At 58.1% G+C, this 21,966-nt stretch carries 20 protein-coding genes and 1 tRNA gene; 6 read left to right on the top strand and 15 right to left on the bottom strand.

Going from position 1 to position 21,966, the window contains the following annotated elements; translation table 11 throughout:
• Window positions 1-101 precede the first annotated feature (101 nt).
• From BLT89_RS00605 to rpsU, 4 genes are all read right to left on the bottom strand, one after another.
• Window positions 102-178: transfer RNA gene (locus BLT89_RS00605), tRNA-Ile, on the bottom strand.
• A gap of 128 nt (window positions 179-306) precedes the next feature.
• Window positions 307-2,154, bottom strand: a complete 1,848-nt coding sequence (rpoD, locus tag BLT89_RS00610; protein WP_090192602.1) for an RNA polymerase sigma factor RpoD — start codon at window positions 2,152-2,154, stop codon at window positions 307-309.
• Between the two features lie 66 nt (window positions 2,155-2,220).
• Window positions 2,221-4,137, bottom strand: a complete 1,917-nt coding sequence (dnaG, locus tag BLT89_RS00615; protein ID WP_090192603.1) for a DNA primase — start codon at window positions 4,135-4,137, stop codon at window positions 2,221-2,223.
• 163 nt (window positions 4,138-4,300) lie between these two features.
• A complete protein-coding gene (gene rpsU / locus BLT89_RS00620) occupies window positions 4,301-4,516 on the bottom strand; it encodes a 30S ribosomal protein S21 (protein WP_090192604.1) in 216 nt (71 codons plus the stop codon).
• Window positions 4,517-4,704: 188 nt separating this feature from the next.
• Between rpsU and tsaD the strand changes: the two genes are divergently transcribed.
• Entirely contained in the window at window positions 4,705-5,730 is a 1,026-nt protein-coding gene (tsaD, locus tag BLT89_RS00625; RefSeq protein ID WP_090192605.1) for a tRNA (adenosine(37)-N6)-threonylcarbamoyltransferase complex transferase subunit TsaD, read from the top strand.
• A 28-nt stretch (window positions 5,731-5,758) separates the two neighbouring features.
• Here the strand turns inward: tsaD and plsY are convergent, their stop codons facing one another.
• Window positions 5,759-6,328: a glycerol-3-phosphate 1-O-acyltransferase PlsY gene (gene plsY / locus BLT89_RS00630; protein WP_090192606.1), complete on the bottom strand. Its 570-nt coding sequence runs from the start codon at window positions 6,326-6,328 to the stop codon at window positions 5,759-5,761.
• Window positions 6,329-6,528: 200 nt separating this feature from the next.
• On the opposite strand from plsY, the gene folB reads away from it, so the two are divergent.
• Both folB and folK read left to right on the top strand, forming a co-directional pair.
• Window positions 6,529-6,882, top strand: a complete 354-nt coding sequence (gene folB / locus BLT89_RS00635) for a dihydroneopterin aldolase (protein ID WP_090198544.1) — start codon at window positions 6,529-6,531, stop codon at window positions 6,880-6,882.
• The gene (gene folK / locus BLT89_RS00640; RefSeq protein ID WP_090192607.1) at window positions 6,873-7,430 is read left to right on the top strand and encodes a 2-amino-4-hydroxy-6-hydroxymethyldihydropteridine diphosphokinase; all 558 of its coding nucleotides are present in this window, start codon (window positions 6,873-6,875) and stop codon (window positions 7,428-7,430) included. Before folB ends, folK begins: the two co-directional genes overlap by 10 nt.
• Window positions 7,431-7,459: 29 nt before the next feature.
• Here folK and BLT89_RS00645 read toward each other — a convergent pair whose 3' ends face one another.
• From BLT89_RS00645 to BLT89_RS00690, 10 genes are all read right to left on the bottom strand, one after another.
• A complete protein-coding gene (locus BLT89_RS00645) occupies window positions 7,460-7,789 on the bottom strand; it encodes a hypothetical protein (protein ID WP_090192608.1) in 330 nt (109 codons plus the stop codon).
• Between the two features lie 137 nt (window positions 7,790-7,926).
• On the bottom strand, window positions 7,927-10,668 hold the full coding sequence (locus tag BLT89_RS00650) for a LuxR C-terminal-related transcriptional regulator (RefSeq protein WP_090192609.1): 2,742 nt from the start codon (window positions 10,666-10,668) through the stop codon (window positions 7,927-7,929).
• The gene (locus BLT89_RS00655; protein ID WP_090192610.1) at window positions 10,665-11,936 is read right to left on the bottom strand and encodes a multifunctional CCA addition/repair protein; all 1,272 of its coding nucleotides are present in this window, start codon (window positions 11,934-11,936) and stop codon (window positions 10,665-10,667) included. The genes BLT89_RS00650 and BLT89_RS00655 overlap by 4 nt, the downstream gene beginning before the upstream one ends.
• 74 nt (window positions 11,937-12,010) lie before the next feature.
• Window positions 12,011-12,337 (bottom strand): thiosulfate sulfurtransferase GlpE, encoded by a 327-nt coding sequence (gene glpE / locus BLT89_RS00660; RefSeq protein ID WP_090192611.1) that lies wholly within the window; start codon window positions 12,335-12,337, stop codon window positions 12,011-12,013.
• Window positions 12,334-13,158 carry a symmetrical bis(5'-nucleosyl)-tetraphosphatase gene (locus BLT89_RS00665; RefSeq protein WP_090192612.1) on the bottom strand — a complete coding sequence of 275 codons (825 nt, stop codon included), beginning with the start codon at window positions 13,156-13,158 and terminating at the stop codon, window positions 12,334-12,336. The genes glpE and BLT89_RS00665 overlap by 4 nt, the downstream gene beginning before the upstream one ends.
• Before the next feature lie 12 nt (window positions 13,159-13,170).
• Entirely contained in the window at window positions 13,171-13,551 is a 381-nt protein-coding gene (gene apaG / locus BLT89_RS00670; RefSeq protein ID WP_090192613.1) for a Co2+/Mg2+ efflux protein ApaG, read from the bottom strand.
• A gap of 74 nt (window positions 13,552-13,625) precedes the next feature.
• Window positions 13,626-14,417: a 16S rRNA (adenine(1518)-N(6)/adenine(1519)-N(6))-dimethyltransferase RsmA gene (rsmA, locus tag BLT89_RS00675; protein WP_090192614.1), complete on the bottom strand. Its 792-nt coding sequence runs from the start codon at window positions 14,415-14,417 to the stop codon at window positions 13,626-13,628.
• Entirely contained in the window at window positions 14,414-15,397 is a 984-nt protein-coding gene (gene pdxA, locus BLT89_RS00680) for a 4-hydroxythreonine-4-phosphate dehydrogenase PdxA (RefSeq protein ID WP_090192615.1), read from the bottom strand. The genes rsmA and pdxA overlap by 4 nt, the downstream gene beginning before the upstream one ends.
• Window positions 15,394-16,686: a peptidylprolyl isomerase gene (locus BLT89_RS00685; RefSeq protein ID WP_090192616.1), complete on the bottom strand. Its 1,293-nt coding sequence runs from the start codon at window positions 16,684-16,686 to the stop codon at window positions 15,394-15,396. Before BLT89_RS00685 ends, pdxA begins: the two co-directional genes overlap by 4 nt.
• Complete coding sequence (locus tag BLT89_RS00690; RefSeq protein WP_090192617.1) at window positions 16,667-19,354, bottom strand: LPS-assembly protein LptD; 2,688 nt, start codon at window positions 19,352-19,354, stop codon at window positions 16,667-16,669. The genes BLT89_RS00685 and BLT89_RS00690 overlap by 20 nt, the downstream gene beginning before the upstream one ends.
• A gap of 126 nt (window positions 19,355-19,480) precedes the next feature.
• Between BLT89_RS00690 and BLT89_RS00695 the strand changes: the two genes are divergently transcribed.
• The 3 genes from BLT89_RS00695 to BLT89_RS00705 are packed head-to-tail and all read left to right on the top strand — an operon-like array spanning window position 19,481 to window position 21,936.
• A complete protein-coding gene (locus BLT89_RS00695; RefSeq protein ID WP_090192618.1) occupies window positions 19,481-20,506 on the top strand; it encodes an aminoglycoside phosphotransferase family protein in 1,026 nt (341 codons plus the stop codon).
• Window positions 20,503-21,177: an N-acetylmuramate alpha-1-phosphate uridylyltransferase MurU gene (murU, locus tag BLT89_RS00700; protein WP_090192619.1), complete on the top strand. Its 675-nt coding sequence runs from the start codon at window positions 20,503-20,505 to the stop codon at window positions 21,175-21,177. Before BLT89_RS00695 ends, murU begins: the two co-directional genes overlap by 4 nt.
• A complete protein-coding gene (locus BLT89_RS00705; RefSeq protein ID WP_090192620.1) occupies window positions 21,178-21,936 on the top strand; it encodes a DnaJ domain-containing protein in 759 nt (252 codons plus the stop codon).
• Window positions 21,937-21,966 lie beyond the last annotated feature (30 nt).

Here is a 21,966-nt window from a genome sequence, read left to right on the forward strand (position 1 = left end):
GTAAGCCAAAGAAAATGCCCATCAAACTAGTTTGGTGGGCATTTTTTTGTGGGGTTTAAATTACGCCCAAGAAAAAGCCGCGCATTGCACGGCTTTGAATATGGTGGGCCTGCACGGACTCGAACCGTGGACCAAAGGATTATGAGTCCTCTGCTCTAACCAACTGAGCTACAGGCCCTCAGAAAGCGGGCGAATTATAACGAGCTGTTCCCGGATGCGCCAACTGACGCGGCGCTTGTGGAGAACTATCTGATTGAGTGATACGGCTTGAAACAAGCCCCTCAACTTAGGCTGGGGGCTTCGGTCTTACTCGTCGAGGAAGGAGCGTAGATGCTCACTACGTGACGGGTGACGCAGCTTGCGCAGTGCCTTTGCCTCGATCTGGCGGATCCGCTCGCGGGTCACATCGAACTGCTTGCCGACTTCCTCAAGGGTATGGTCGGTGTTCATGTCGATGCCGAAACGCATGCGCAGGACCTTGGCTTCGCGGGCAGTGAGGCCGGCCAGTACTTCGCGTGTGGCTTCCTTGAGGCTTTCAACCGTTGCAACGTCTATCGGTGATTGCATGGTCGAATCTTCAATGAAGTCGCCCAGATGGGAGTCTTCATCGTCACCAATTGGCGTTTCCATGGAGATCGGCTCTTTGGCGATCTTCAGTACCTTGCGGATCTTGTCCTCGGGCATCTCCATGCGCTCGCCAAGCTCTTCCGGAGTGGGTTCGCGGCCCATTTCCTGCAGCATTTGCCGGGAAATCCGGTTCAGCTTGTTGATTGTTTCGATCATGTGTACCGGGATGCGGATAGTCCGCGCCTGATCGGCAATCGAGCGGGTAATTGCCTGGCGGATCCACCAGGTAGCGTAAGTGGAGAACTTGTAACCGCGGCGGTATTCGAACTTGTCTACTGCCTTCATCAAGCCGATGTTGCCTTCCTGAATCAGGTCAAGGAACTGCAGGCCGCGGTTGGTGTACTTCTTGGCAATCGAAATCACCAGGCGCAGGTTTGCTTCGACCATTTCTTTCTTTGCGCGACGGGCTTTGGCTTCGCCGATCGACATGCGCCGGTTGATATCCTTCACCTGGGCAATGGTCAGGCCAACCTCTTGCTCAAGGCTGATTAACTGCTGCTGACGGTTGAGGATGTCATCCTTGACCTCGCGTATCGCTGCCGCGTGCTTGGTCTTGCCCTTGGCAAGCTTGACCACCCATTCCTCGTTGGTTTCATTGCCGGGGAAAAGGCGTAGAAAGTCGGCGCGTGGCAGGCGGGCGTCACGCACGCAGAGCTGCATGATTGCCCGCTCATGGCTGCGAATATTGGTCTGCGATGTGCGTACGTGAGTGACCAGCGCTTCAAATTGCTTGGGTATCAGTTTGATGCGCATGAAGAGGTCAGCCAGTTCTGCCAGGGCGTTAATGCCCTGTTTGCTGTCGCGGCCATACTTCTTCAGTGCCTTGTTGGCTTTTACCAGTTGCTCCGATACTTCGGTAAAGCGCCGCAGCGCCTCTTCCGGATCAGGGCCGCCGTCACCTTCTTCCTCGTCGTCATCGCTGTCATCGTCATCATCGTCGTCATCCTTGTCATCGGAGCTGTCTGACGTTGGCTCGGGTGTCGGCTCAACTTCTTCTTCCTGAGCGCTGGCATCGTCAGGGTCGATATAGCCGCTGAGAATCTCGGCCAGACGGCCGCCCTCGGTGGTGACGCGCTGATACTCGGCCAGAATGCTGTCGACGGTTCCCGGGAAGTGAGCAATGGCACTCATCACTTCGCGAATGCCTTCTTCGATGCGCTTGGCGATCTCGATTTCGCCTTCGCGGGTCAGAAGCTCTACCGTTCCCATCTCGCGCATATACATGCGCACGGGGTCCGTAGTGCGGCCGATATCGGACTCAACGGCGGCGAGTGCGGCGGCAGCTTCTTCCGCGGCAGCTTCGTCCGTGTCGGCTTCGGCCAGCAACAGGGCGTCCGCATCGGGCGCGGTTTCGAAAACATTGATCCCCATGTCATTGATCATGCGGATGATGTCTTCCACCTGCTCCGGATCAGAAATATCCTCTGGCAGGTGGTCGTTGACTTCGGCGTAAGTCAGGTAACCCTGCTCCCTGCCGCGGCTGATCAATTCTTTGAGGCGAGACTGTTGTTGCATTATTCCGGACATATAACCCTATCCATTGGATGGTTTGGCGGGCTGAAGACAGCTGAGCATTATAGTCGAGATACGGCTCTATGCGCCAGACGAGGTCGGCTTTGCTGGTGAAGATTCCCGATTGAGAAGCTCCCGTAGCTGTGATTTTTCATCGCTGCTCAGTTCTGTTTGACGTGCTTTCAGCAGCAATTGTTCCAGTGCACGTTCACGTTGTCGCGCCGACAGGTTGTTTATGGTGTCGAAAAACTGCTGTTCAAGGTTGCTGGCGTCGATAAGCCATTCTTTTTCAGCCAGCGCACGCAACAATCGTCCTTGCTCCGTACCATGCCAGCGGGAGATTAGTTGCAGGGCTGACTGGTTGGGATTCTTTTGCAATGCTTCCAGTAGTGCGACGAGCAGTTGCGTGTAGATGTCACCGTCCGCGGCAAAGTGACTGGCCGTTTCAACCTGACCCGCCAGTCTGGGGCTTTGCAGGAGAGTGCGCAGGGCTGACAGCGTGGGAGACTCCACGCCGCTGGTGCGGCTGGATTGTCGGGGCGCCGAACTGCGCCTGGCGGATTCCCGGGCCCGGTAGCCGGTAAAGCTTTGACTGGTGGTGTTGCGCTCCGTGGTATCCGGAAAAGCAGGGCTGGAGTCGTAATAATACGCGTCAGTATCGACTGTTTCGCTCTTTGCGGGGTTGGCATTGGCATTGGAGTGGCCGGGGTCCGTTTGCAGTCCGGTGATTTCCCGCAGTCGCTGATGCATCAGGGTCTTGAGGTTCTGCCCGGGAATTTTGTCGATCAGCGGGACGGCGAGGGTTGCCAGATGAGCCTTGCCCTCCAGTGAGCTTGGGTCGGCCTCTTCACTGAGTTGCTGGAAAAAATATTCGGCCAGTGGCAGTGCTTGCTGGTGCAGGCGAGCCTGAAAGGCGTCGGTGCCTTCAGCGCGTACCAGGCTGTCGGGATCTTCTCCTTCGGGAAGAAACATGAAGCGTGCGCGGCGGCCATCCTCCAGGCTGGGAAGGGTTGCCTCCAGAGCGCGCCATGCAGCCTTGCGTCCTGCAGGATCGCCATCGAAGCAGAACAGGATGCTTGGTACCAGGCGGAACATGCGTTTGACGTGTTCGTCACTGGTTGCGGTGCCCAGCGTTGCAACCGCATTGAGCAGGCCCTGCTGGGCCAGTGCGATGACGTCCATGTAGCCTTCGACAACCATGAGTTCATCAAGGTTTCGATTGTTTTTACGTGCTTCGAAAAGGCCGTAAAGCTCCTGCCCCTTGTGAAAAATGGGTGTCTCGGGAGAGTTCAGGTACTTGGGTTTGTCGTCCCCCAGCACGCGTCCGCCAAAAGCAATAACACGGCCGCGGGTATCCCGGATGGGGAACATGATGCGGTCGCGAAACCGATCATAACGTTTTGTTTTTTCAGGATTATCTGTGTTTTCTATCAGGAGTCCAGAGTCGAGCATGGCCTTGAGCTGCAGGCTGTCACCACCAAGATGTTTCAGCAGGTTGTCCCAGCCCGGTGGTGCGAAGCCGAGGCGGAAGTCTCTGGCGATTTCGCCGGATAGCCCGCGGCCTTTCAGGTAGTCGACAGCTGCCTTGCGCGACGGGTGGCTCTTGAGCGTTTGCTGATAAAACTTGCTGGCTTCTTCCAGCAGGGCGTATAGCGGTGAGTCAGTGGGCGGGCGGGGGCGGCTTTCGCGCCCGCCTTCCTCGTGTGGCACATCCATGCCTGCACGCTTGGCCAGTTCCTCTACCGCCTGGGGGAAGTCCAGGTGGTCATGGTCCATGATGAAGCCAAGCGCATTCCCGCCGGCGCCGCAGCCAAAGCAGTAATAAAACTGTTTGTCCGGGCTGACGCTGAAAGAGGGTGTTTTCTCATTGTGAAACGGGCAGCGCGCGCTGAAATTCTTGCCGGCCTTTTTTAGCTGGATGCGTGAAGCCACCACTTCGACAATGTCGGTGCGGTTAAGCAGGTCATCGATAAAGGATTGCGGTATGAGTCCGGCCATAGGGGATTCAGGATAGTGCTGAAGCGCTGTGCAGGACAGCCGGGAATCAAAAACAGGAAAACTCCGCAAGCTCGCCGGGCGGCGAAGCGGAGTCGAACCAATGCAAATGCAAAGCCCGGCATAAGCCGGGCTGCGAGGGCGCGTCAGTTACTGAGCTGAAAACTCAGTACAGGCGCTCACGACGGCGCTGTTCGCGCTGCACTTTCTTGGCGTGACGCTTAACAGCTGCTGCTGCCTTGCGCTTGCGCTCAGTGGTGGGCTTTTCATAAAACTCGCGGCTGCGTACTTCGGCCAGAACACCGGCTTTTTCGCAGGAGCGCTTGAAGCGACGCAGGGCTACGTCGAATGGTTCGTTCTCTTTAAGTTTGACGGCGGGCATCCAAGTCGTACCTATCGCTGATATCTGAATGGCCAACGCATTCGGCCTTAGGGCACGAGGCGTCGGATTTCAAGGGCTGCGGATATTAACCCCTTGCGCAGCCGAATGCAAAGGTTCTGATAGAAAAGCCCTTGAAGGGCGCCTATTATGCGGGCCTTCTTTAGATTTTTGTCGGGTAATACAAGTCCATGCGTGTGCTGGGGCTGGAAACATCGTGCGACGAAACCGGTGTGGCGCTGTATGACAGCGAGCAAGGACTGCTCGCCGATGCACTGTTTAGTCAGATTGACCTGCATCGTATTTATGGTGGGGTGGTGCCTGAACTGGCCTCGCGTGATCATGTGAAGCGCATGCTGCCTTTGATCCGCCAGGTACTGGATGAGGCCGGTAGTACTGCCGAAGATATTGACGCTATTGCCTATACGGCAGGTCCGGGGCTGGTCGGTGCCTTGCTGGTTGGCGCCTCATGCGCCCAGGCTCTGGCCTTTGCCTGGGGCGTGCCGGCACTTGGCGTGCATCACATGGAAGGTCATTTGCTGGCTCCTATGCTGGAAGAGTCACCACCGGAGTTCCCGTTTGTCGCTTTACTGGTTTCCGGCGGCCATACCCAGCTGGTGCGGGTGGATGGCATCGGTCGCTACGAATTGCTTGGTGAGTCTCTGGACGATGCGGCCGGCGAGGCTTTCGACAAGACAGCCAAGCTGATCGGGCTTGCCTATCCGGGTGGCCCGGAAATCGCACGTCTGGCCGAAACGGGTATTCCCGGACGCTTTGTTTTCCCCCGCCCGATGACTGACCGGCCGGGGCTGGACTTCAGTTTTAGCGGGTTGAAAACTTATGCGCTGAATACCTGGCAAGCGTGCAAGGCAGCAGGAGATGCAGGGGAGCAGACGCGCTGTGATATTGCTCTGGCGTTTCAGCAGGCAGTGGTGGCCACGCTGGCGATCAAATGCAAGCGCGCGTTGAAGCAGACCGGGTTGAAACGTCTGGTGATTGCAGGTGGTGTCAGTGCCAATAAGGCGTTGCGTCAGGAGCTGGAAAGCATGGTTGCTACAGTTTCGGGTCAGGTGTTTTATGCGCGACCGCGGTTTTGTACTGATAATGGCGCGATGATTGCTTACGCGGGCTGTCAGCGCCTGCAGGCCGGCCAGCATGAAGGGCCAGCCATCGTGGTGCATGCGCGCTGGCCGATGGACAGCCTGCCGGCGCTTTAGGTTGTATTCAAAGGTTGCTGGAACCCGCTCAGAAATGCCGCTCACGGCCATCGAGCAGGTCGCGTAAATTGCGCCTATGGCGCCAAACGATAAGCGCAGTGAGTGCACTCATGGGCAGCAGGGCTTCGGGCTGTTGCCAGGCCAGTAGCGGCAGGATCAAGGGTGTAGATATGAGGGAAGCCAGCGAGCTGGTACGGGTCAGGATAAAAGTCAGCGCCCAGCTTGAGGTTGCCAGAAGTGCTGCGGGGGGATACAACCCCAGCAACATTCCGGCTGCCGTGGCTACACCTTTTCCGCCCTGAAAGTGGAAGTACAGCGGATACAGATGTCCAACCACGGCCGCGAGACCAATCCAGGCCTGCTGTTGGGTATCAAGTCCTGAGTATTGCGCGAGCAATACAGGCAGCAAACCTTTGAGCAGGTCACCGAGCAGGGTTAGTAGCGCAAGTTTTTTTCCGGCAACACGCAGCATGTTGCTCGCCCCGGGATTGCCCGAGCCGAGTGCGCGGGGGTCAGCTGTTGCAAACAGCTGACTCAGCACAATAGCGAAGGACAGCGAGCCGAGAAGATAGGCGAAAATCAGCAAAGGCCAGAACATGGTTGGTAGTTCCGCGCAAATGAGCCCCGATTCTAGCTGCCGAAGGTGTCAGGGCGTTATTTTTTAGTGAATGAAAGTTTATCTATTGCGCAGGTTTGCTCTCTTGCTGCACGCATCCGGTGCGGTTTTAGTAGAGAGTGGTGTTGCAGGAACATAATCTTCCTGAAACTGCCCATCCTGCTTTTGATCAGAGGCTGATTTTGGATACGGTTTTTATTGAGGGGCTGGAAGTAGATACGGTCATCGGTGCCTATGACTGGGAGCGGGGTGTCCGCCAATGTTTGCGTCTTGATCTGCAAATGGCCTGGGATATTCGCCAGCCAGCACATGCTGACGAGCTCGCCCTGGCGCTGGACTATGCGGTGGTTTGCCAGCGGATTCAGGCGTTTGCTGCCGAGGCCAGCTTTATCCTGGTGGAAACCTTTGCCGAAAGACTTGCGCAGCTGTTGATGAGCGAGTTCGGCATACCCTGGATTTACCTTAAGGTATCCAAGCCGGGTGCAGTTCCAGCTGCCGCGGCAGTGGGCGTGGAGATTGAGCGCGGATGTCGATAACGCACGTCTTGCTCGGGCTTGGCAGCAACTTTGAGCGCGTCACCAATCTGCTCGCTGGGCTTGATGCCCTTGATCGGCTATTGCCGGGAATCCGCTGTTCACCGGTGTTTGAGAGTGAATCGGTGGGCATCAAAAGCGGCGCCTTTTATAACCTGGTGGTGGCTGCGCAAACCGATTTGTCCATTGCCCAGCTGGATCGGCGGCTCAAGGACATTGAGGCGGACAACGGGCGCTACGCACCGCAGCGTCAGGGTTTGCCGCTGGATATCGATATTCTTGTTTATGGCGAGAGCGTCGGCGTTTTTGAGGGTTTGCTGTTGCCGCGCGAGGAAATCTTGCGCAATGCCTTTGTGCTCTGGCCGCTGTCACTGCTTGAGCCGGAACTGAAGCACCCCGGAGAAAAGCAGAGTTTTGCCGAATTATGGCGTGTATCGCGGATTGATCAGCGATTGTGGCCGGTTTCTTTTGCCTGGAACGGCAATGAACTTACGCCTCTGGAGTTGCGGCAGAAATACCCGGCACCGGTAAATGCAAAAACGCCTGACTAGTCAGGCGTTTTTGTTGTCGCGACAGTACTTCAGGCTGCGTGGTTGCCACGCAGGTTGGAGAAGTATTCGCGGACGTGGCCGCCAGCATTCTTGATGCTGTTGCGTACTTCCACAATGGCCATGCCCATGTGAATGTCGAACAGCACCCAGGGAACCAGGTTTGCCGGTACGTTGGCGGTCGCCTTATCTTCGATCAGACGAACCATGAAGCCTTCGGCTTTGCGCTTGTACTCGGGATGACTGTCATCGCCTAGTTCACTGATAGCGGCAGCGCGGGCTTCGTTCCAGAGCTCAACAACTGCTTCGTCAGTCAGACCGGCAGAAGTGGCCAGAATATGCAGGTTGGTTGGTGCACGCATGATGTCTCTCCTTGCCCCTGAAATGGTTTGGTGGGGCTGTGGAGTAAGCATATGACCGGCAAAGGGATCTAACGATCACCCGCGCAGGGTGGGAATGGGTGGGGTATGGGTGGGGTGCCCCCCCCCAAAAAAAAATCTCAGGGGATCAGCCCCAGCAGGCGGGCGCGGTCTACTGCATGTTGGCGATTGCCGGCATTGAGCTTGATAAACAGCTTTTTCATATGCCACTTGATGGTTTCGCTGCTCAGATTCATGGTCGAAGCTATTCGCTTGTTAGGTAATCCGCTGGCCAGCAGGTTAAGAACTTCACTTTCCTTGGGGGTGAGAAAGGCCGATGCAGCTGCAGTAATGGCCGGGCTCGGGGTGGCGGAGGGCTCTTTTGCCTCATCAATTCCGACGCCGGCTGCCTCCAGCACTTGCAGAATAAAGTCCGGACTGACCTGTTCGCGAGCGCTCGGGGTAATCGCCCAGCGGCTTATGAGGTCGGGAACCTCGGGCAGGGTGTCGGCAAAAACCCTGACCTGACCACAGGATTCTGCCCTGCCGAGAGCTGCATTGAGTAATTCGTCCGGAGATTCGCCTGCAGCGTCGCGTACAACTGCTTGCATGGCCTGTATCTGGACCATTTCACGGCCGCGGTTGAGTTGCTGGGCCAGTGGCCAGGCTTTATCCAGCCATTGTTCGGCGTTGGCGGGCTGGCCACTGGCAAAGGCGGTAAAGCTGTGTGCAAGATTGCGGTAAAGATGCAGCAAGGGGTGGAGGCCAACGGGCGTCTGGTGGGATTCTCTGGCGAAGAGTGCGTCCATATCCTGCAGAAGCGTTGAGCATTGCCCAGACCGGTGTCTTGCGGCATGCAGGCGGATCCGCTCGACCATGCTCATCAAGCGGATGCTCAGGATGCTCTGGGTGGTGCCTATGCTGGTCAGTGCTTCCAGCAAGGCAAAAGCCCGCGGTTCATCGCCGTCATAGGCTGCGATGCTGGCCTGTACCATATAACTGCGCTCGCTCCACATGAGGCTGCCGGCGCGGTCACCCAGATTAAAACGGAATGCGAGAAGCGCCCGCGCTTCATCGCGAGCGTCACGTTCCCAGCATGCGGCAGCGAGAATGCTGGCTAACGCCATGGTCAGTTCATTGCGGCGACCGGCAACCACTTCGCAGAGTGCGTGGCGCCTGCGCACAGCATCGTCGGCCAGCGTCGGACGCCCTTCCCACAGGTAGATATGGCCAAGGCTGCGGGCATGAAAGACTTCCTGGGCAAAGTAACGGTTATCACTGGGAATATTACTGAGCAGGTGGCGCGCTTCTTCGCTGGCTCCGCGAAACAGCGCAGAAAAAGCACGGATGTGCGTCAGGCTGCGCGAAGCCAGCGAATCCGGGGCGTTTTCCGGATAGGCGCGACAATACTGCTCTGCCACATCCAGGCGCTCTGCTCTTGAGTTGGCAACGGCCAGAATGGCCAGCGCCTCGCCATACAGAGTGCTGTCTGCGCATGGAGGCTCGACTAGCGTGCCGACATAATATTCGGCTTTCCTCCAGTTTCCCGTTAAAGCAGCCTGCCAGCCTGCTGTCAGGCGCAAGGCCGTGTTGTGAAAGATTTCCGACTCGGGCATGCGCTTAAGCCAGTCTGCAACAGTTCCGTAATGGCCTTCTTTCATGCACAGGTCATACAGGTTGACGGCTATCAGTGCGAAGGCCTCCTGTGCGTAACCGGCCGCCAGTGCATGGCGCGCAGCCTGCTCGGCATCACCCTGTTCGGCCAGCCATTGCCAGGCGCGCCGGTGAATTTCTTTCTGTTCGCTGGAAGAGAGACTGTTGCTGGCCTTGCTACGCAGGTACTCGCGGATCAGTGGATGCAGATGTAGCCAGTCGCTGTTTTCGATGGAGGTCAGTAACGGTGTTTCGCTGCGCAGTTGCTCGAACAGTTCCGCGGTATTGGATTGGCCGGTAATCGCGGCGCAAAGAGCCGGATGGATAGCGTCGAGCAGCGAACAGCGCAAGGCGAAATCGGCCAGTTCGGTCGGCAGGTGGGCGAGAAACCCGGTTACCAGTTGCTGTGTGGCCTGGTCGCCGGAGTGGGAGAATTGCTGCAAAGCCTGCTCGGGATCGGCGGACTGTTCCAGTGCGGTGACTGCCAGTTGCAAGCCAAGTGGCCAGCCTTCTGTGATGTCGTGCAGGCGTGCGGCCAATTCTACAGATGCCTTGTCACCCAGCTTCTGGGTCAGCAGGGCATGGGTTTCCTCAAGGTCAAACTGCAGATTCTTGATGTTTACCTGCAACAGGTTGCCATGGGCAAGCAGATCGCCGGTAGCCAGTGGCAAGCGGGTTCTCGAGCCGACCACAATCTGCAGATTGGGTGGCAGGTTGTGCAGCAGGTAGTTGCACAGGTCCACCAGTTCCGGGCTGCTTGGCCGTTCGCCATTGTCGAGGATGATTACCGTGGGGTGGGCGTATTCAGCAATCTCTGCAAGCAGCGAGGTGGCCGCCTGAGTAAATCCGCTGCCTCGGCGTATGGCTTCCAGTGCATCGTGGCCAAATTCGGGGCGTGCCGAGGCGCGCCGCAACCCTTCTATGATGCCGCTGCCCAGACTGGTAACGCTGTCATCGCTGTCCAGATCGAACCAGGTAACCAGAGTGCCGCTGTGCAACCAGTCAAGCCGCCATTGCGCCAGCAGCGAGGTCTTGCCATAGCCGGCCGGGGCTTCGACAAGAATGACTTCCACGTCTGCGGACTTTTCCCGCAGCTGGCGCAGCCGTTCGCGAGGCAGCAGGCTTTTGCGCAGGCGCGGAGGGGTCAGTTTAAGCACCAGTCCCGGCGGTACCGAATCAAGCACACCGGGTTCGGTGCTGCTGGAATTTTTGCTGCGTGCAGTGCTCATGCATCCTTCCGCGCTTGAAGTGCTGATTCGCCATCAGCTTTACGCCGCTGATCGTGCAGGAAAAGGCTTAATGCCTTCAAGCGCAAAGCATGCAAGCCCTGGCCAAGATTCTCTCCCTGCAAACCCTGCTCCAGCAGCGGTTGAACGCTGACTGTACGTGCGGTCGATGCTGCAGCCTCCAGATAGCCCGCCTGCGGGTAGGGCTGATGCTCCAGCCCGGTGCGGCCAAGGGCATCCATGGTGCAGGCAGCCACGAAGTCGCTGAAGCGTTGCGGCCGGCGAAATGCATCCATTTTCGCCAGCAGTTCGAGCAGGGTCGAGGCTTTCAACTCCAGCGCCCTATGGCAGTGGGTATGGTACTGGCAAACCAGCAGCGCCAGTTCCTGACAATCCTTCGGCGCCTTGCAGCGCTGGTTGATGGCCCGCACCAGCGGCACGCCTTTTTGCTCGTGGGCGATATGCCGGGGCCAGTCGGCAGGTTTGGTCAGGCCCTTGCCTACATCATGCAACAAGCAGGCCCAGCGCACGCTCAGGGGCTGCTCGTGTTGCGCGCACTGTTGCAGCACCAGCAGCAAGTGCAGGCCGGTATCGACTTCCGGGTGGTGCGCGGCGGGTTGCGGGACACCAAACAGGGCAGCCACTTCAGGAAGTATCACCTGTAGCGCGCCGCAGTCATAAAGAACCTGAATGAAAATGTCCGGACATGGCTCCATCAGTGCACGGGATATTTCCTTCCAGCTGCGTTCGGGCGTGAGTGCCAGCAGTTCGCCGGAACTGGCAAGCTGCTGCATCAGCTGCATGGTTTCGTCAGCCACGCGAAAGCCCAGAGGGGCATAGCGTGCGGCAAAGCGGGCGACGCGCAATACGCGCAGCGGGTCTTCGGCAAAAGCCGGGGCGACGTGGCGCAACAGCCTTGCTGCCAGGTCTGCCTGACCACCGTAGGGGTCTGTCAGCTGTCCATGAGCATCTTCTGCCATCGCATTGATGGTCAGATCGCGGCGCAGCAAGTCTTCTTCCAGGGTGACATCGGGCGTTGCATAGAAGGTAAAGCCGCCATAGCCACGGCCGCTTTTGCGCTCTGTGCGCGCCAAAGCGTATTCCTCCCCGGTTTGTGGATGGAGAAAAACCGGAAAGTCGGCGCCAACCGGCCGGAAGCCTTGGGCAAGCATCTCTTCAGCGCTGGCACCGACTACTACCCAGTCGTTTTCATGCACCGGTCTGTTCAGCAGGCGGTCACGCACGGCGCCACCTACCTTGAAAATCTGCATGCCCGCCCTCCCTGATTTTTCTAGCGCAACATGACTGCTGAGTGATTCTGACACTGAATCCCGAGCCGTGCTGTTTACGGATCCAGACGGGTTATGGCTTCGGGGTAGGTAGTGCTCCAGAGCTCGAAACCACCATCCAGACTGTAAACCTCGACAAACCCCTGACTGCTCAAATAGGCAGCAGCGCTCTGGCTGGAGTTGCCGTGATAGCAGCTGACGATTACCGGCGTTTCGTAATCGGCACTGGCAATGAACGCGGCCAAGGAGAAGTTATCCAGATGTTGTGAGCCGCTGATATGACCCATGGCATAGCTTTGCGGATCGCGAATGTCGACCACAATAGCGCCCTGCTCACGCAGTACCTGGGCTTGCCGGGGCGGGATGCGTTTGAAGCTGCTCATGCAGAAGGCTCCTGACATTGGCAGATGTGGCGTGCACCGGTGTCGATATTCAGCAGAGTCATGCTGCCACCCCAGACGCAGCCGGTATCCAGTGCCGTCAGACCGGCGCCTTGGCAATTGCCTTCCAGCGCTGCCCAGTGGCCAAAAATGATTTTCTGTCCATGGGTTTTGCGCTGCGGATAACTGAACCACGGGGCATAGCCTGGCGGGGCGGTTTCCACGCCTTCCTTGCTCTTGAGGTCAAGGGTGCCATCGGCTTTGCAAAAACGCATGCGTGTCAGGTAGTTGGTGATGACGCGCAGGCGCTCTATGCCATGCAGGTCCTTGCTCCAGCAGGCCGGCTCGTTGCCATACATGCCGTCGAGAAACGGCAGCAAGCGGGCATCATCCTGCAGGACCTCCTCAACTTCGGCGGCCAGGCGCAGCGCCTTGCGCAAGGTCCATTGCGGCGGGATGCCTGCGTGAACCAGTGCGATGTCTCGCTGCTCGTCATAGTGCAGCAATTTCTGCTGGCGTAACCAGTCGAGCAGGTCGCGACGATCCGGGGCAGCAAGAATGTCCTGGAAGGTGTCATGCTTTTTCATGCGTTCGATATTGTGGGCGACTGCGAGAAGGTGCAGGTCGTGATTGCCCAGAACGCAGGTCAGGCTGTCGCGCATGGCAAACAGGAAGCGCAGGGTCTCCAGGGATTGCGGGCCACGGTTGACCAGATCGCCAACCAGCCACAGATGATCCTTTGCAGGCTTGAAGCCAACCTTGTCGAGCAGGCATTTGAGTGGTTCCAGGCAGCCCTGAATGTCGCCAACGGCATAGGTGGTCATGTGAGCGTTCCCTCAGTGCAGTGAGCCGGGTACGGCCAGGCGGAAGGGGCGGATGATGGCGTCGAACTTGTTACCGTCCCCTGCGAGCATCTGATAGCTGCCCTGCATGGTGCCCACGCGGGTACTCATGACGGTGCCACTGGTGTAGCTGTGGGTTTCTCCGGGCGCGATCACCGGCTGTTGCCCGACCACGCCAGCACCACGCACTTCCTGTACCTGACCATCGCCATTGGTAATCAGCCAGTGACGCGATAACAGCTTGGCCGGCAGACTGCCTGCATTATGGATCGCGATGCTGTAGCTGAAGGCAAAGCGATTCTGCTCGGGCTGGGATTGCTCGGGAAGAAACTGGGTGGTGACGCTTACTTCTATCTGGTATCGGGGATCGGACACGCGAACCTCTCTGCTGATTTAGCCATGAGTCTAGGCTTGATTTGCCCCGCCGGCTGTAAGCTTGCGCTTCCCGCTCAGCTGGCGAGCTGATCGGCCAGGCGTACGAATGTAGCCAGATCCAGCTGTTCTGGACGCTTGCTGCCATCCACCTGGGCGGCCTCTATCTGCTCGGCGGTCAGCAGTGCTTTCAGGGAGTTACGCAAGGTCTTGCGGCGTTGATTGAAAGCCTCGCGAACCAGCTTCTCGAGCAGGCGATGATCCTTTGCCGGGTGCGGTAAAACGGGGTGTGGCACCAGCCGGACAATGGCAGAGTCGACCTTGGGTGGCGGATTGAACGAGCCGGGTCCGACGTTGAACAGGTGCTCTACGCGGCAGTGATACTGCACCATGATCGACAGGCGGCCCCAGTCTCCGCCGCCGGGTTCGGCAGCCAGACGCTGTACCACTTCTTTTTGCAACATGAAGTGCATGTCACGAATCAGGCCGGCATTGTCCAGCAGATGGAAAATCAGCGGAGTGGAGATGTTGTAGGGCAGGTTGCCGACCACCCGCAGACTGTTCGCTGCAGCACCCAGGCGGTTGAAATCGAACTTGAGCGCGTCGCCCTGATTCAGGGTGAACTGCGGGTTGCTGGCGTACTTCATGTTCAGTAACGGGATCAGATCCTTGTCCAGCTCGATGACATCCAGTCGTGCGCCGCTATTGAGCAGCCCTTCAGTGAGCGCACCCTGGCCAGGGCCGATTTCCAGCAGATGTTCGCCCGGCAAAGCGTGGATCGCGCGCAGTATCCGGTGAATGACGCCAGCATCATGCAGAAAATTCTGGCCAAAGCGCTTGCGCGCCCGATGTTGATAATTTTCGCTCATGCGTGGGCCATTTCGTAAGCGGTTTCCAGGGCCACAGCGAGGCTGCCGGTATCGATTCGTCCGCTACCCGCCAGGTCAAGGGCCGTGCCGTGGTCAACCGAAGTGCGGATTATCGGCAGGCCGAGAGTGACGTTTACCGCCGCGCCAAAGCCCTTGTACTTGAGCACGGGCAGGCCCTGGTCGTGATACATCGCCAGTACGGCATCACAGTGCTGCAGGTGTTTTGGGGTAAACAGGGTGTCGGCCGGAAGCGGGCCAGTCAGATTGATCCCTTCACTGCGCAATTGGGCAAGGGCTGGCTCGATGATATCGATCTCTTCGCGACCCAGATGGCCACCTTCGCCGGCATGCGGATTGAGCCCGCAAACCAGAATGCGTGGTTGCGCAATGCCGAATTTTGCCACCAGATCAGTGTGCAAAATGCGTGTTACCCGTTGCAGGCGATCGCCGGTAATGGCTGTGGCTACGTCTTTAAGCGGCAGGTGGGTGGTTACCAGCGCAACCCGTAACCCGCGGGTGGCCAGCATCATCACTACCTGTGGCGTGTCAGTCAGCTCGGCCAGAAATTCGGTGTGGCCGGAAAAGGGGATGCCGGCCTGGTTGATCACGCCCTTGTGTACCGGTGCGGTGATCATGCCGGTGAAATGGCCGTCAAGGCAGCCCCGGGCGGCGCGGGTCAGGGTTTCCAGCACGTAAGGGGCATTGTTGCAGTCCAGCTGTCCGGCCGTCACCGGCTGGTGCAGCGGGGTATCCCAGACATAGAGGGTGCCGGCGCTGCAAGCTTCGGTTGGCCAGGCGTCGGGACTGACGCAGCGAACGTCAATATCCAGACCCAGTTGCGCGGCCCGCTGGATCAGCAGGTCGCGGCTGGCGATGACAATCAGGATTTCTGGCTGGCTTTCCCCGGCCAGCATCAGGCACAGGTCAGGGCCGATGCCGGCAGGTTCGCCGGCGGTTACTGCAAAGCGGCGTGGCTTCACAGTTTGGTTTCCACGTAGGCCTCGTCGCGAATTTCCCGCAGCCAGCCCTGTAGCTCCTCATCGTACTTGCGGTTACGCAGGATGTTCATTGCCTGCTGCTCACGCATTTGCTCGCTGCTGTCGGTCGCCCGGCGCCCGAGCACTTCCAGTACGTGCCAGCCATAACCGGTCTTGAATGGCTTGGACAGCTGGCCACTGGGTGTGCGTTTCATGACCTCCTGAAATTCGGGTACCAGGATGCCCGGGTCCACCCAGTCAAGGTCGCCACCGTTGCGCGCAGAGCCAGGGTCTTCAGAGAAGTTCTTGGCCAGGGTGCTGAAGTCTTCGCCAGCAACAATGCGCTCGTACAGACGCTCTGCCATTTTTTGTGCTTCAGCATCGGTACGGATTTCGCTGGGCTTGATCAGGATGTGCCGAACATGCACTTCGTCACGCAACTGATTGCTGCCGCCGCGCTTTTCCAGCAACTTGATGATGAGGAAGCCGCCCGGGGTGCGCACCGGCTGGGTTACCTGCCCTGGTGCCAGCGCAGGAATCAATTTGTCAAACGGGGGTGGCAATTGCGCGGTTTTCCGCCAGCCCATGTCACCACCTTCCAGGGCGTTTTCGCTGGAGGAGCGGCTCAGTGCCAGATCGGCGAAGCTGGCGCCCTGTTGTAGCTGCTGATAGATCTGCTGCGCCTGAATGGCGGCTTTCTCGATTACCGCGGCAGTTGAGCCTTCGGGAACTGGCAAGAGGATATTGGCCAGATGAAAGTCCTCGGAAAGCTGAAGCTGACCATGTTCCGAGGCCATGAAGCGTTTGACTTCCTGATTGGTCACGTCGATACGGTCGGCCACCCGGCGCTGGCGCACCCGGCTGATGATCATTTCACGACGAATCTGCTCACGGGCAGCAGAAAACGACAGGCCGTCCTGTTTCAGGGCCATCTGTAACTGCTCAAGATTCATGTTGTTGCGCTGGGCAATGGTCTCGAGCGCCTGATTCAGCTCTTCGTCAGTGATACGCACACCGGCACGGTCACCAATCTGCAGCTGGAGATTTTCCAGGATCAGGCGTTCCAGTACTTGTTGCTGCAGGACGTCCAGCGGCGGTTGATTGGCGCCTTGCTTGACGATGCTCTTCTGCACCTCGGTCACGCGCTGGTCGAGCTGGCTTTGCATGATTACATCGTTATCGACGATAGCCACCACACGATCCAGCGGTTGTACTTCGGCATGGGCCAGCGAGCCAAACAGCAGGGCGCCGAGCAGTAGCGTGCGGAGGGTGTTAGAAAGCTTTATCTTCACGTTCACGATAGCCTTGAATGCCTTGGTCGAGGAAGCTGTCAACCTGGTTGCCGGCAATGCCGCCCAAGCCTTTCAGCACAATTTGCAGGAACACCCCATGGTCGCCTTGTTGATTGGTTTCGAGGTTGTAGTCGTCCGGCTGAACCCAATAGCGGCTGACCAGTCGCAGCTTCCAGCAGCAGGAGTCATACTCGAAGCCACCAAAGGCCTCGAGGGTGCGACTCTGGTTGAAGTCGAATTGCCAGCGGGCGATGGCACTCCATTGGGGGAGCACTGGCCAGATCATCGAAACGTCAGACTGTTCGATCTTGTACTCATCGTCATTGCCGGCCTCGTACTCATTGGTGTCTTCATTGAACACAATAGCGTCGTTGCGATAGCGGTAACCGGCATTGAATATCTTGTTCGGAGTTGCTTCTGGCTGATAATGGAACATCAGATTACCAGAGCTGGTCTTACTAATGTCTGAGTTGTAGGCGTAGTCCGAGCTCACCCGCCAATCGCGATCCATTCTATATTGGCCGAATAGTGCTGTAGGTGAAACGGAAGCATCTTGTGTTGTAATTCCGGGCATTTGCACTTGCCGGTCTTCGAAATAGAAAGCTTGGCCTATGCCTATTTGAGCGCGCTGAAAACCATTATCTTCGACAAAACTGCTAGTGGTGCCTGCAGAAAGTTGATTGCTGTCGCCAATACGATCTTTGCCGACAAAGCGGTTTTCGCGAAATAGCGATTGATAGTTAAAGGAAGGCTCCGAAGTGTCAAAAATTGGTAAGTCATCCTGATCTTTGTAAGGCACATAGAGGTAATAGAGTCTTGGTTCAAGCGTCTGACGCAGGCTCTTGCCAAAAAGCGTAGTATCCCGGTCGAAGTACAGGCCGCTGTCTAGCGAATAAAGTTCTATATTGCGGTTTTGGTTGTCGTCATATTGCACACCACTAGCCAAGGTGCTTTGGCCGCGGCTGTCCAGATCCAGCGAGTAATTGGTGTACAGGTATTTTGCCGATGGGGTCAGATAGCCCCAGCTATTTTCCATCGGTAAGCTGATGCCTGGCTGCGCATGGCTGCGATCGCCGCTGGCGCGATTTAATCCTGTCAATTTCTGATCTGGGCTTGCAATGCCGTTAAAGTAGTAGCTATCTAGATCCCGCTGGAAACTGACGTACTCAGTGCCGTAAGAAAGCTGCAGGCCGCCCGGCTGGTAGGGCAGGATGCCATCCAGAGTGACCTGCGGCAGGCGGTCATACGGAGTAATGTCGGTTACCGAGGCCAGCTCATAAGACTGTACATTGAGTCCTGCAGTGAAGCTGTCACCGCGCCAGGTCAGTACACCCTGTTGGTTGACATAGGTCTGGCTGGAGACATCAAGGTCAGTGCCCAGATCCTGAAAGTAGTAAGGATCGCTGATATCGGTGTAGTCCACCTCGCCGAGCAGGCGCTCATCCAGTCCCTGGGTATGTTGCCAGGAGGCCAGATAACGGGTTTGCTCGTACTTGGGCTGGCCCTTGTTTTCGTCGTCCTGATCATCCAGATAGGAGCCGGATATCTTGCCTTCGCTGCTCTGGGTCAGGTAACGCCCCTCGCCGGACATCATCAGGCCGCGTTCGCTCATGATGCGCGGGTAAAGTGTGGCGTCATAGTTGGGTGCGAGGTTGAAGTAATAAGGCGTTATCAGCGTGACACCGTCGGAGTTCGAGTAACCGGCGGTGGGCGCGAGGAAGCCGGACTGCCGGCGATCGTCGATCGGGAACTGGATATACGGGGTATAGAACACCGGAATATCCTTGATCCGCAGCGTGGCGTTGGTCGCCGTGCCCATTCCCGTGGCCGGATCCAGCTTGATATTGTTGCCCTTCACCTGCCAGGCATTATTGCCGGGCGCACAGGTGGTATAGGTGCCGTCCTTGAGCCGAATGATGGCGTCTTCGCCACGTTTGACGTATTTGGCGCCGCCACGGGCATTGGCTTCGTGCAGGACATACTCAGCCTGATCAATCTGGGCCGCGCCCGTGTCCAGCTGGATTTCGGCTTCATCGCCAACAACCAGCATGCCCGGGCTGCGCAGTTTGACATCACCTTTGAGTTCACCACGATTCTCGGCCTGATATAGATTGGCTTCGTCAGCTTCGATCTGAATATTTGACTGACGCAGTACAACATCGCCTGCGAGTGTGGCTACCTGCTCCTGCTGGGCATAGCGTGAGGCTTTGGCCGAGACGAACATCGGTGCCTGACTCATCGGGGTCTTGTCGTTCATCCCCGGGCGTTTCGGCTCAATGTAGTCACCGCTGCAATAAGGGCCAACTTCCTTGAGTTGGGCCGTTGTGAGCTGGCTGCGCGGCACCCAGTCTAGACGGCTGAAGTCAACACTGCCTTTGCCGGCCTTGAGCGACTGGCCAGCAATTGCAGTGCCGGCAACAACGCCCGAACTCTCGCCGGATGCAGCGCTACCGTCTGCAGCCGCAGGCATGCTTTGTTGTGCCGGCGGTCGTGGCGGTAGATTGGCGTTTGCGCTGGTCGGGGTACAGGCCCAGCCACCAGTGGCGGATGCCTTGCAGTCGAATTGGTCGGCCGCAATGGCCTGCCCGACCGCAACCGGCAGCAGCAGAAGGCTGCTGGTGACCAGTAATGGCAGGTTTCTGCGGAAATCGGGTAGTTTTGTCGCCATCTTGTTATTCCGGCCATTTTGCGCACCATCAAGCAAAGCGACGGTCGCAAAGCTCTCGATGGGCTGAAAAAGATGCTGGATAATAAAGCATGACCTGCTCAAGGGATAGACTCGTTGGAGAGTGGAATGCCTATTCAAGATGAACGTTTACAACAATTGACTGACTGGATGGGGCAATGTTTGCCTGCTTTGTTCGCCGCCAGAAGGTGGGGTGAAGTGCCTGTGGGCGAGCTGTTTCCCGCCAGTAGCGATGCCAGCTTCAGGCGCTATTTTCGTTGGCAGGCCGGTTCGCGCAGCCTGATTCTGATGGACGCTCCACCACCGCAGGAAGACTGCAGGCCCTTTGTGAAAATGGCGGGTGTGCTGGGCCGCGCGGGAGTCCATGTGCCGCTGGTGCTTGCAGAGGACCTGGCGCGCGGTTTTCTGTTGCTGGATGACCTTGGCCGGCAGACCTATCTTGACGTGATCAGCGGCGCGAATGCCGATGCATTGTTTGCTGACGCCATTGCGGCATTACTGGCGTTTCAGCAACTGCCACTGGAGGACGACCTGCCGTCCTACGATGACGCCCTGTTGCGCCGCGAGCTGCAATTGTTTCCCGACTGGTACGTGCGCGAGCATCTGGGCTGCACCTTGAGTGAAACACAGCAGATTCAGTGGAGGCGTATTTGCGATCAGCTGGTTGACAGTGCACTGGCCCAGCCCCAGGTGCTGGTGCACCGTGATTTCATGCCGCGCAATCTGATGCTCAGCCAGCCGAACCCCGGCGTGCTGGATTTTCAGGACGCTGTCTACGGCCCGGTGACCTATGACATCACCTGCCTGTTCAAGGATGCCTTCCTCAGTTGGCCGCAAGCACAGGTAGATCGCTGGTTGCTCGACTACTGGGAGCGGGCACAGGCACTTGCGGTGCCGGTCCAGGCGTCGTTCGAGGAATTCTTGTGTGCCTCGGATCTGATGGGCGTGCAAAGGCATCTCAAGGTGATCGGTATCTTTGCGCGTATCTGCTACCGCGACGGCAAGCCGAAATATCTGGGTGATGTGCCGCGCTTTTTTGCCTACATCCAGGCGGTGCTTGCCCGTCGTCCGGAGCTGGCAGAGCTGGGAGACTTCCTTGCCAGCTTGCCGGAAAAGGCGTCGGTAACCGCATGAAGGCGATGATTCTGGCCGCCGGCAAGGGCGAACGCATGCGCCCGCTGACACTGACCACGCCCAAACCGCTGGTCTGCGCCGGCGGCGTACCGCTGATCGTGTATCACTTGCGGGCCCTGGCCAAAGCCGGATTTCGCGAGGTAGTGATCAACCATGCCTGGCTTGGCCAGCAGATCGAAGACTATCTGGGTGACGGTGCGGCGTTTGGCCTGAGCATCGCCTACTCCCCTGAAGGCGAGCCGCTGGAGACGGGCGGCGGCATTTTCCGTGCGCTACCGCTGCTGGGGAGTCAGCCGTTTCTGGTGGTCAACGGTGATATCTGGACCGACTACCCGTTTGCCCGTGTGCCGCGAGCTATTGCCGGGCTGGCCCATCTGGTGCTGGTGGACAACCCGCCGCACAATCCGCAAGGTGATTTTGCATTGACTGGCGATATGGTCGGAGAGGGTGCTGCAGGTTCGGCAAAACTCACCTACAGCGGCATTGCTGTTTTGCATCCGCACTTGTTCGCCGGCTGCAATGCCGGCGCATTCAAGCTGGCACCACTGCTGCGGCAAGCCATGCAGCAAGGCCTGGTGAGTGGCGAGCATTTTCCCGGGCACTGGGTGGATGTCGGCACGCATGAGCGCCTGGCCGAAGTCGAGCACCTGCTGGCAGCAGGAGCCTGCTAGTTGATCTGGCCGGCGACCTGGCTGGCTGCCGCTGCGGGATTCGGTCTGGCCAGTATTCCGGGCGCACTGCTGGGAGTTGTGCTGGGTTATGTAGTGGATCGAAATTTGCGCTTGGGTAGCTGGAGGCAGCTGCGGGCACGGCTTGGGCGATCATCGCGATTGGGTCTCGATGAGTTGCGTTTCACGCTGCTCGGGCGGCTGGCCAAGTGCAACGGCCAGGTGCGGCAGGTGCACATTGATCAGGCTCGCGATGAAATGCAGCGTCTGGGGCTGGATGGCCCGTTACGGCAATTGGCCGAGCAGGCCTTCAGGTGCGGCAAGCAGGCAGGCAATGATCTGCAATTACCGCTGAGCCGGTTGCGCGCACAGCGGGCCGAAGCGCAAAGCCTGCTGCTCAGCTGCTGGCGCATGGTTGAAGCCAGCGGCGGAGCAACGGTGCAGGAGCGGCAGCTGATCACGTTGTGGGGGCAGTGGATGGGCTGGTCGTTTGACGAGCTGGAAGCGCTCACTATCGGTCTGGGGGCGGGGCGTAGCAGTACGGATGCGGCTTACCGGGCGGCCCTGAAACTGCTGGGCGTATCCCCGGATGCCGATCCTGCGGCCATCAAGCATGCCTATCGGCGCCTGCTCAGCCGGCAGCATCCGGACAAGCTGGCCGGGGCTGGCGCCTCTGCCGAACAGCTACGCCTGGCCACCGAAAAGACCCGCAACCTGCGCAGTGCCTATGCGTTGATTCGTGAGCGAAAAGGCTTCAGGTAATCAGGCTGTTCTGCACACATTATCCCGTGA

The organism is Pseudomonas pohangensis, assembly GCF_900105995.1.
Classification (GTDB): domain Bacteria; phylum Pseudomonadota; class Gammaproteobacteria; order Pseudomonadales; family Pseudomonadaceae; genus Aquipseudomonas; species Aquipseudomonas pohangensis.

Coding starts and splice junctions, on each gene's coding strand:
- folK (WP_090192607.1), top strand. CDS start 6,873: ATGTCGATAACGCACGTCTTGCTCGGGCTTGGCAGCAACTTTGAGCGC.
- BLT89_RS00665 (WP_090192612.1), bottom strand. CDS start 13,158: ATGACCACCTATGCCGTTGGCGACATTCAGGGCTGCCTGGAACCACTC.
- glpE (WP_090192611.1), bottom strand. CDS start 12,337: ATGAGCAGCTTCAAACGCATCCCGCCCCGGCAAGCCCAGGTACTGCGT.
- dnaG (WP_090192603.1), bottom strand. CDS start 4,137: ATGGCCGGACTCATACCGCAATCCTTTATCGATGACCTGCTTAACCGC.
- rpoD (WP_090192602.1), bottom strand. CDS start 2,154: ATGTCCGGAATAATGCAACAACAGTCTCGCCTCAAAGAATTGATCAGC.
- murU (WP_090192619.1), top strand. CDS start 20,503: ATGAAGGCGATGATTCTGGCCGCCGGCAAGGGCGAACGCATGCGCCCG.
- BLT89_RS00650 (WP_090192609.1), bottom strand. CDS start 10,668: ATGAGCACTGCACGCAGCAAAAATTCCAGCAGCACCGAACCCGGTGTG.
- tsaD (WP_090192605.1), top strand. CDS start 4,705: ATGCGTGTGCTGGGGCTGGAAACATCGTGCGACGAAACCGGTGTGGCG.
- rsmA (WP_090192614.1), bottom strand. CDS start 14,417: ATGAGCGAAAATTATCAACATCGGGCGCGCAAGCGCTTTGGCCAGAAT.
- BLT89_RS00655 (WP_090192610.1), bottom strand. CDS start 11,936: ATGCAGATTTTCAAGGTAGGTGGCGCCGTGCGTGACCGCCTGCTGAAC.
- plsY (WP_090192606.1), bottom strand. CDS start 6,328: ATGTTCTGGCCTTTGCTGATTTTCGCCTATCTTCTCGGCTCGCTGTCC.
- BLT89_RS00690 (WP_090192617.1), bottom strand. CDS start 19,354: ATGGCGACAAAACTACCCGATTTCCGCAGAAACCTGCCATTACTGGTC.
- rpsU (WP_090192604.1), bottom strand. CDS start 4,516: ATGCCCGCCGTCAAACTTAAAGAGAACGAACCATTCGACGTAGCCCTG.
- BLT89_RS00695 (WP_090192618.1), top strand. CDS start 19,481: ATGCCTATTCAAGATGAACGTTTACAACAATTGACTGACTGGATGGGG.
- BLT89_RS00645 (WP_090192608.1), bottom strand. CDS start 7,789: ATGCGTGCACCAACCAACCTGCATATTCTGGCCACTTCTGCCGGTCTG.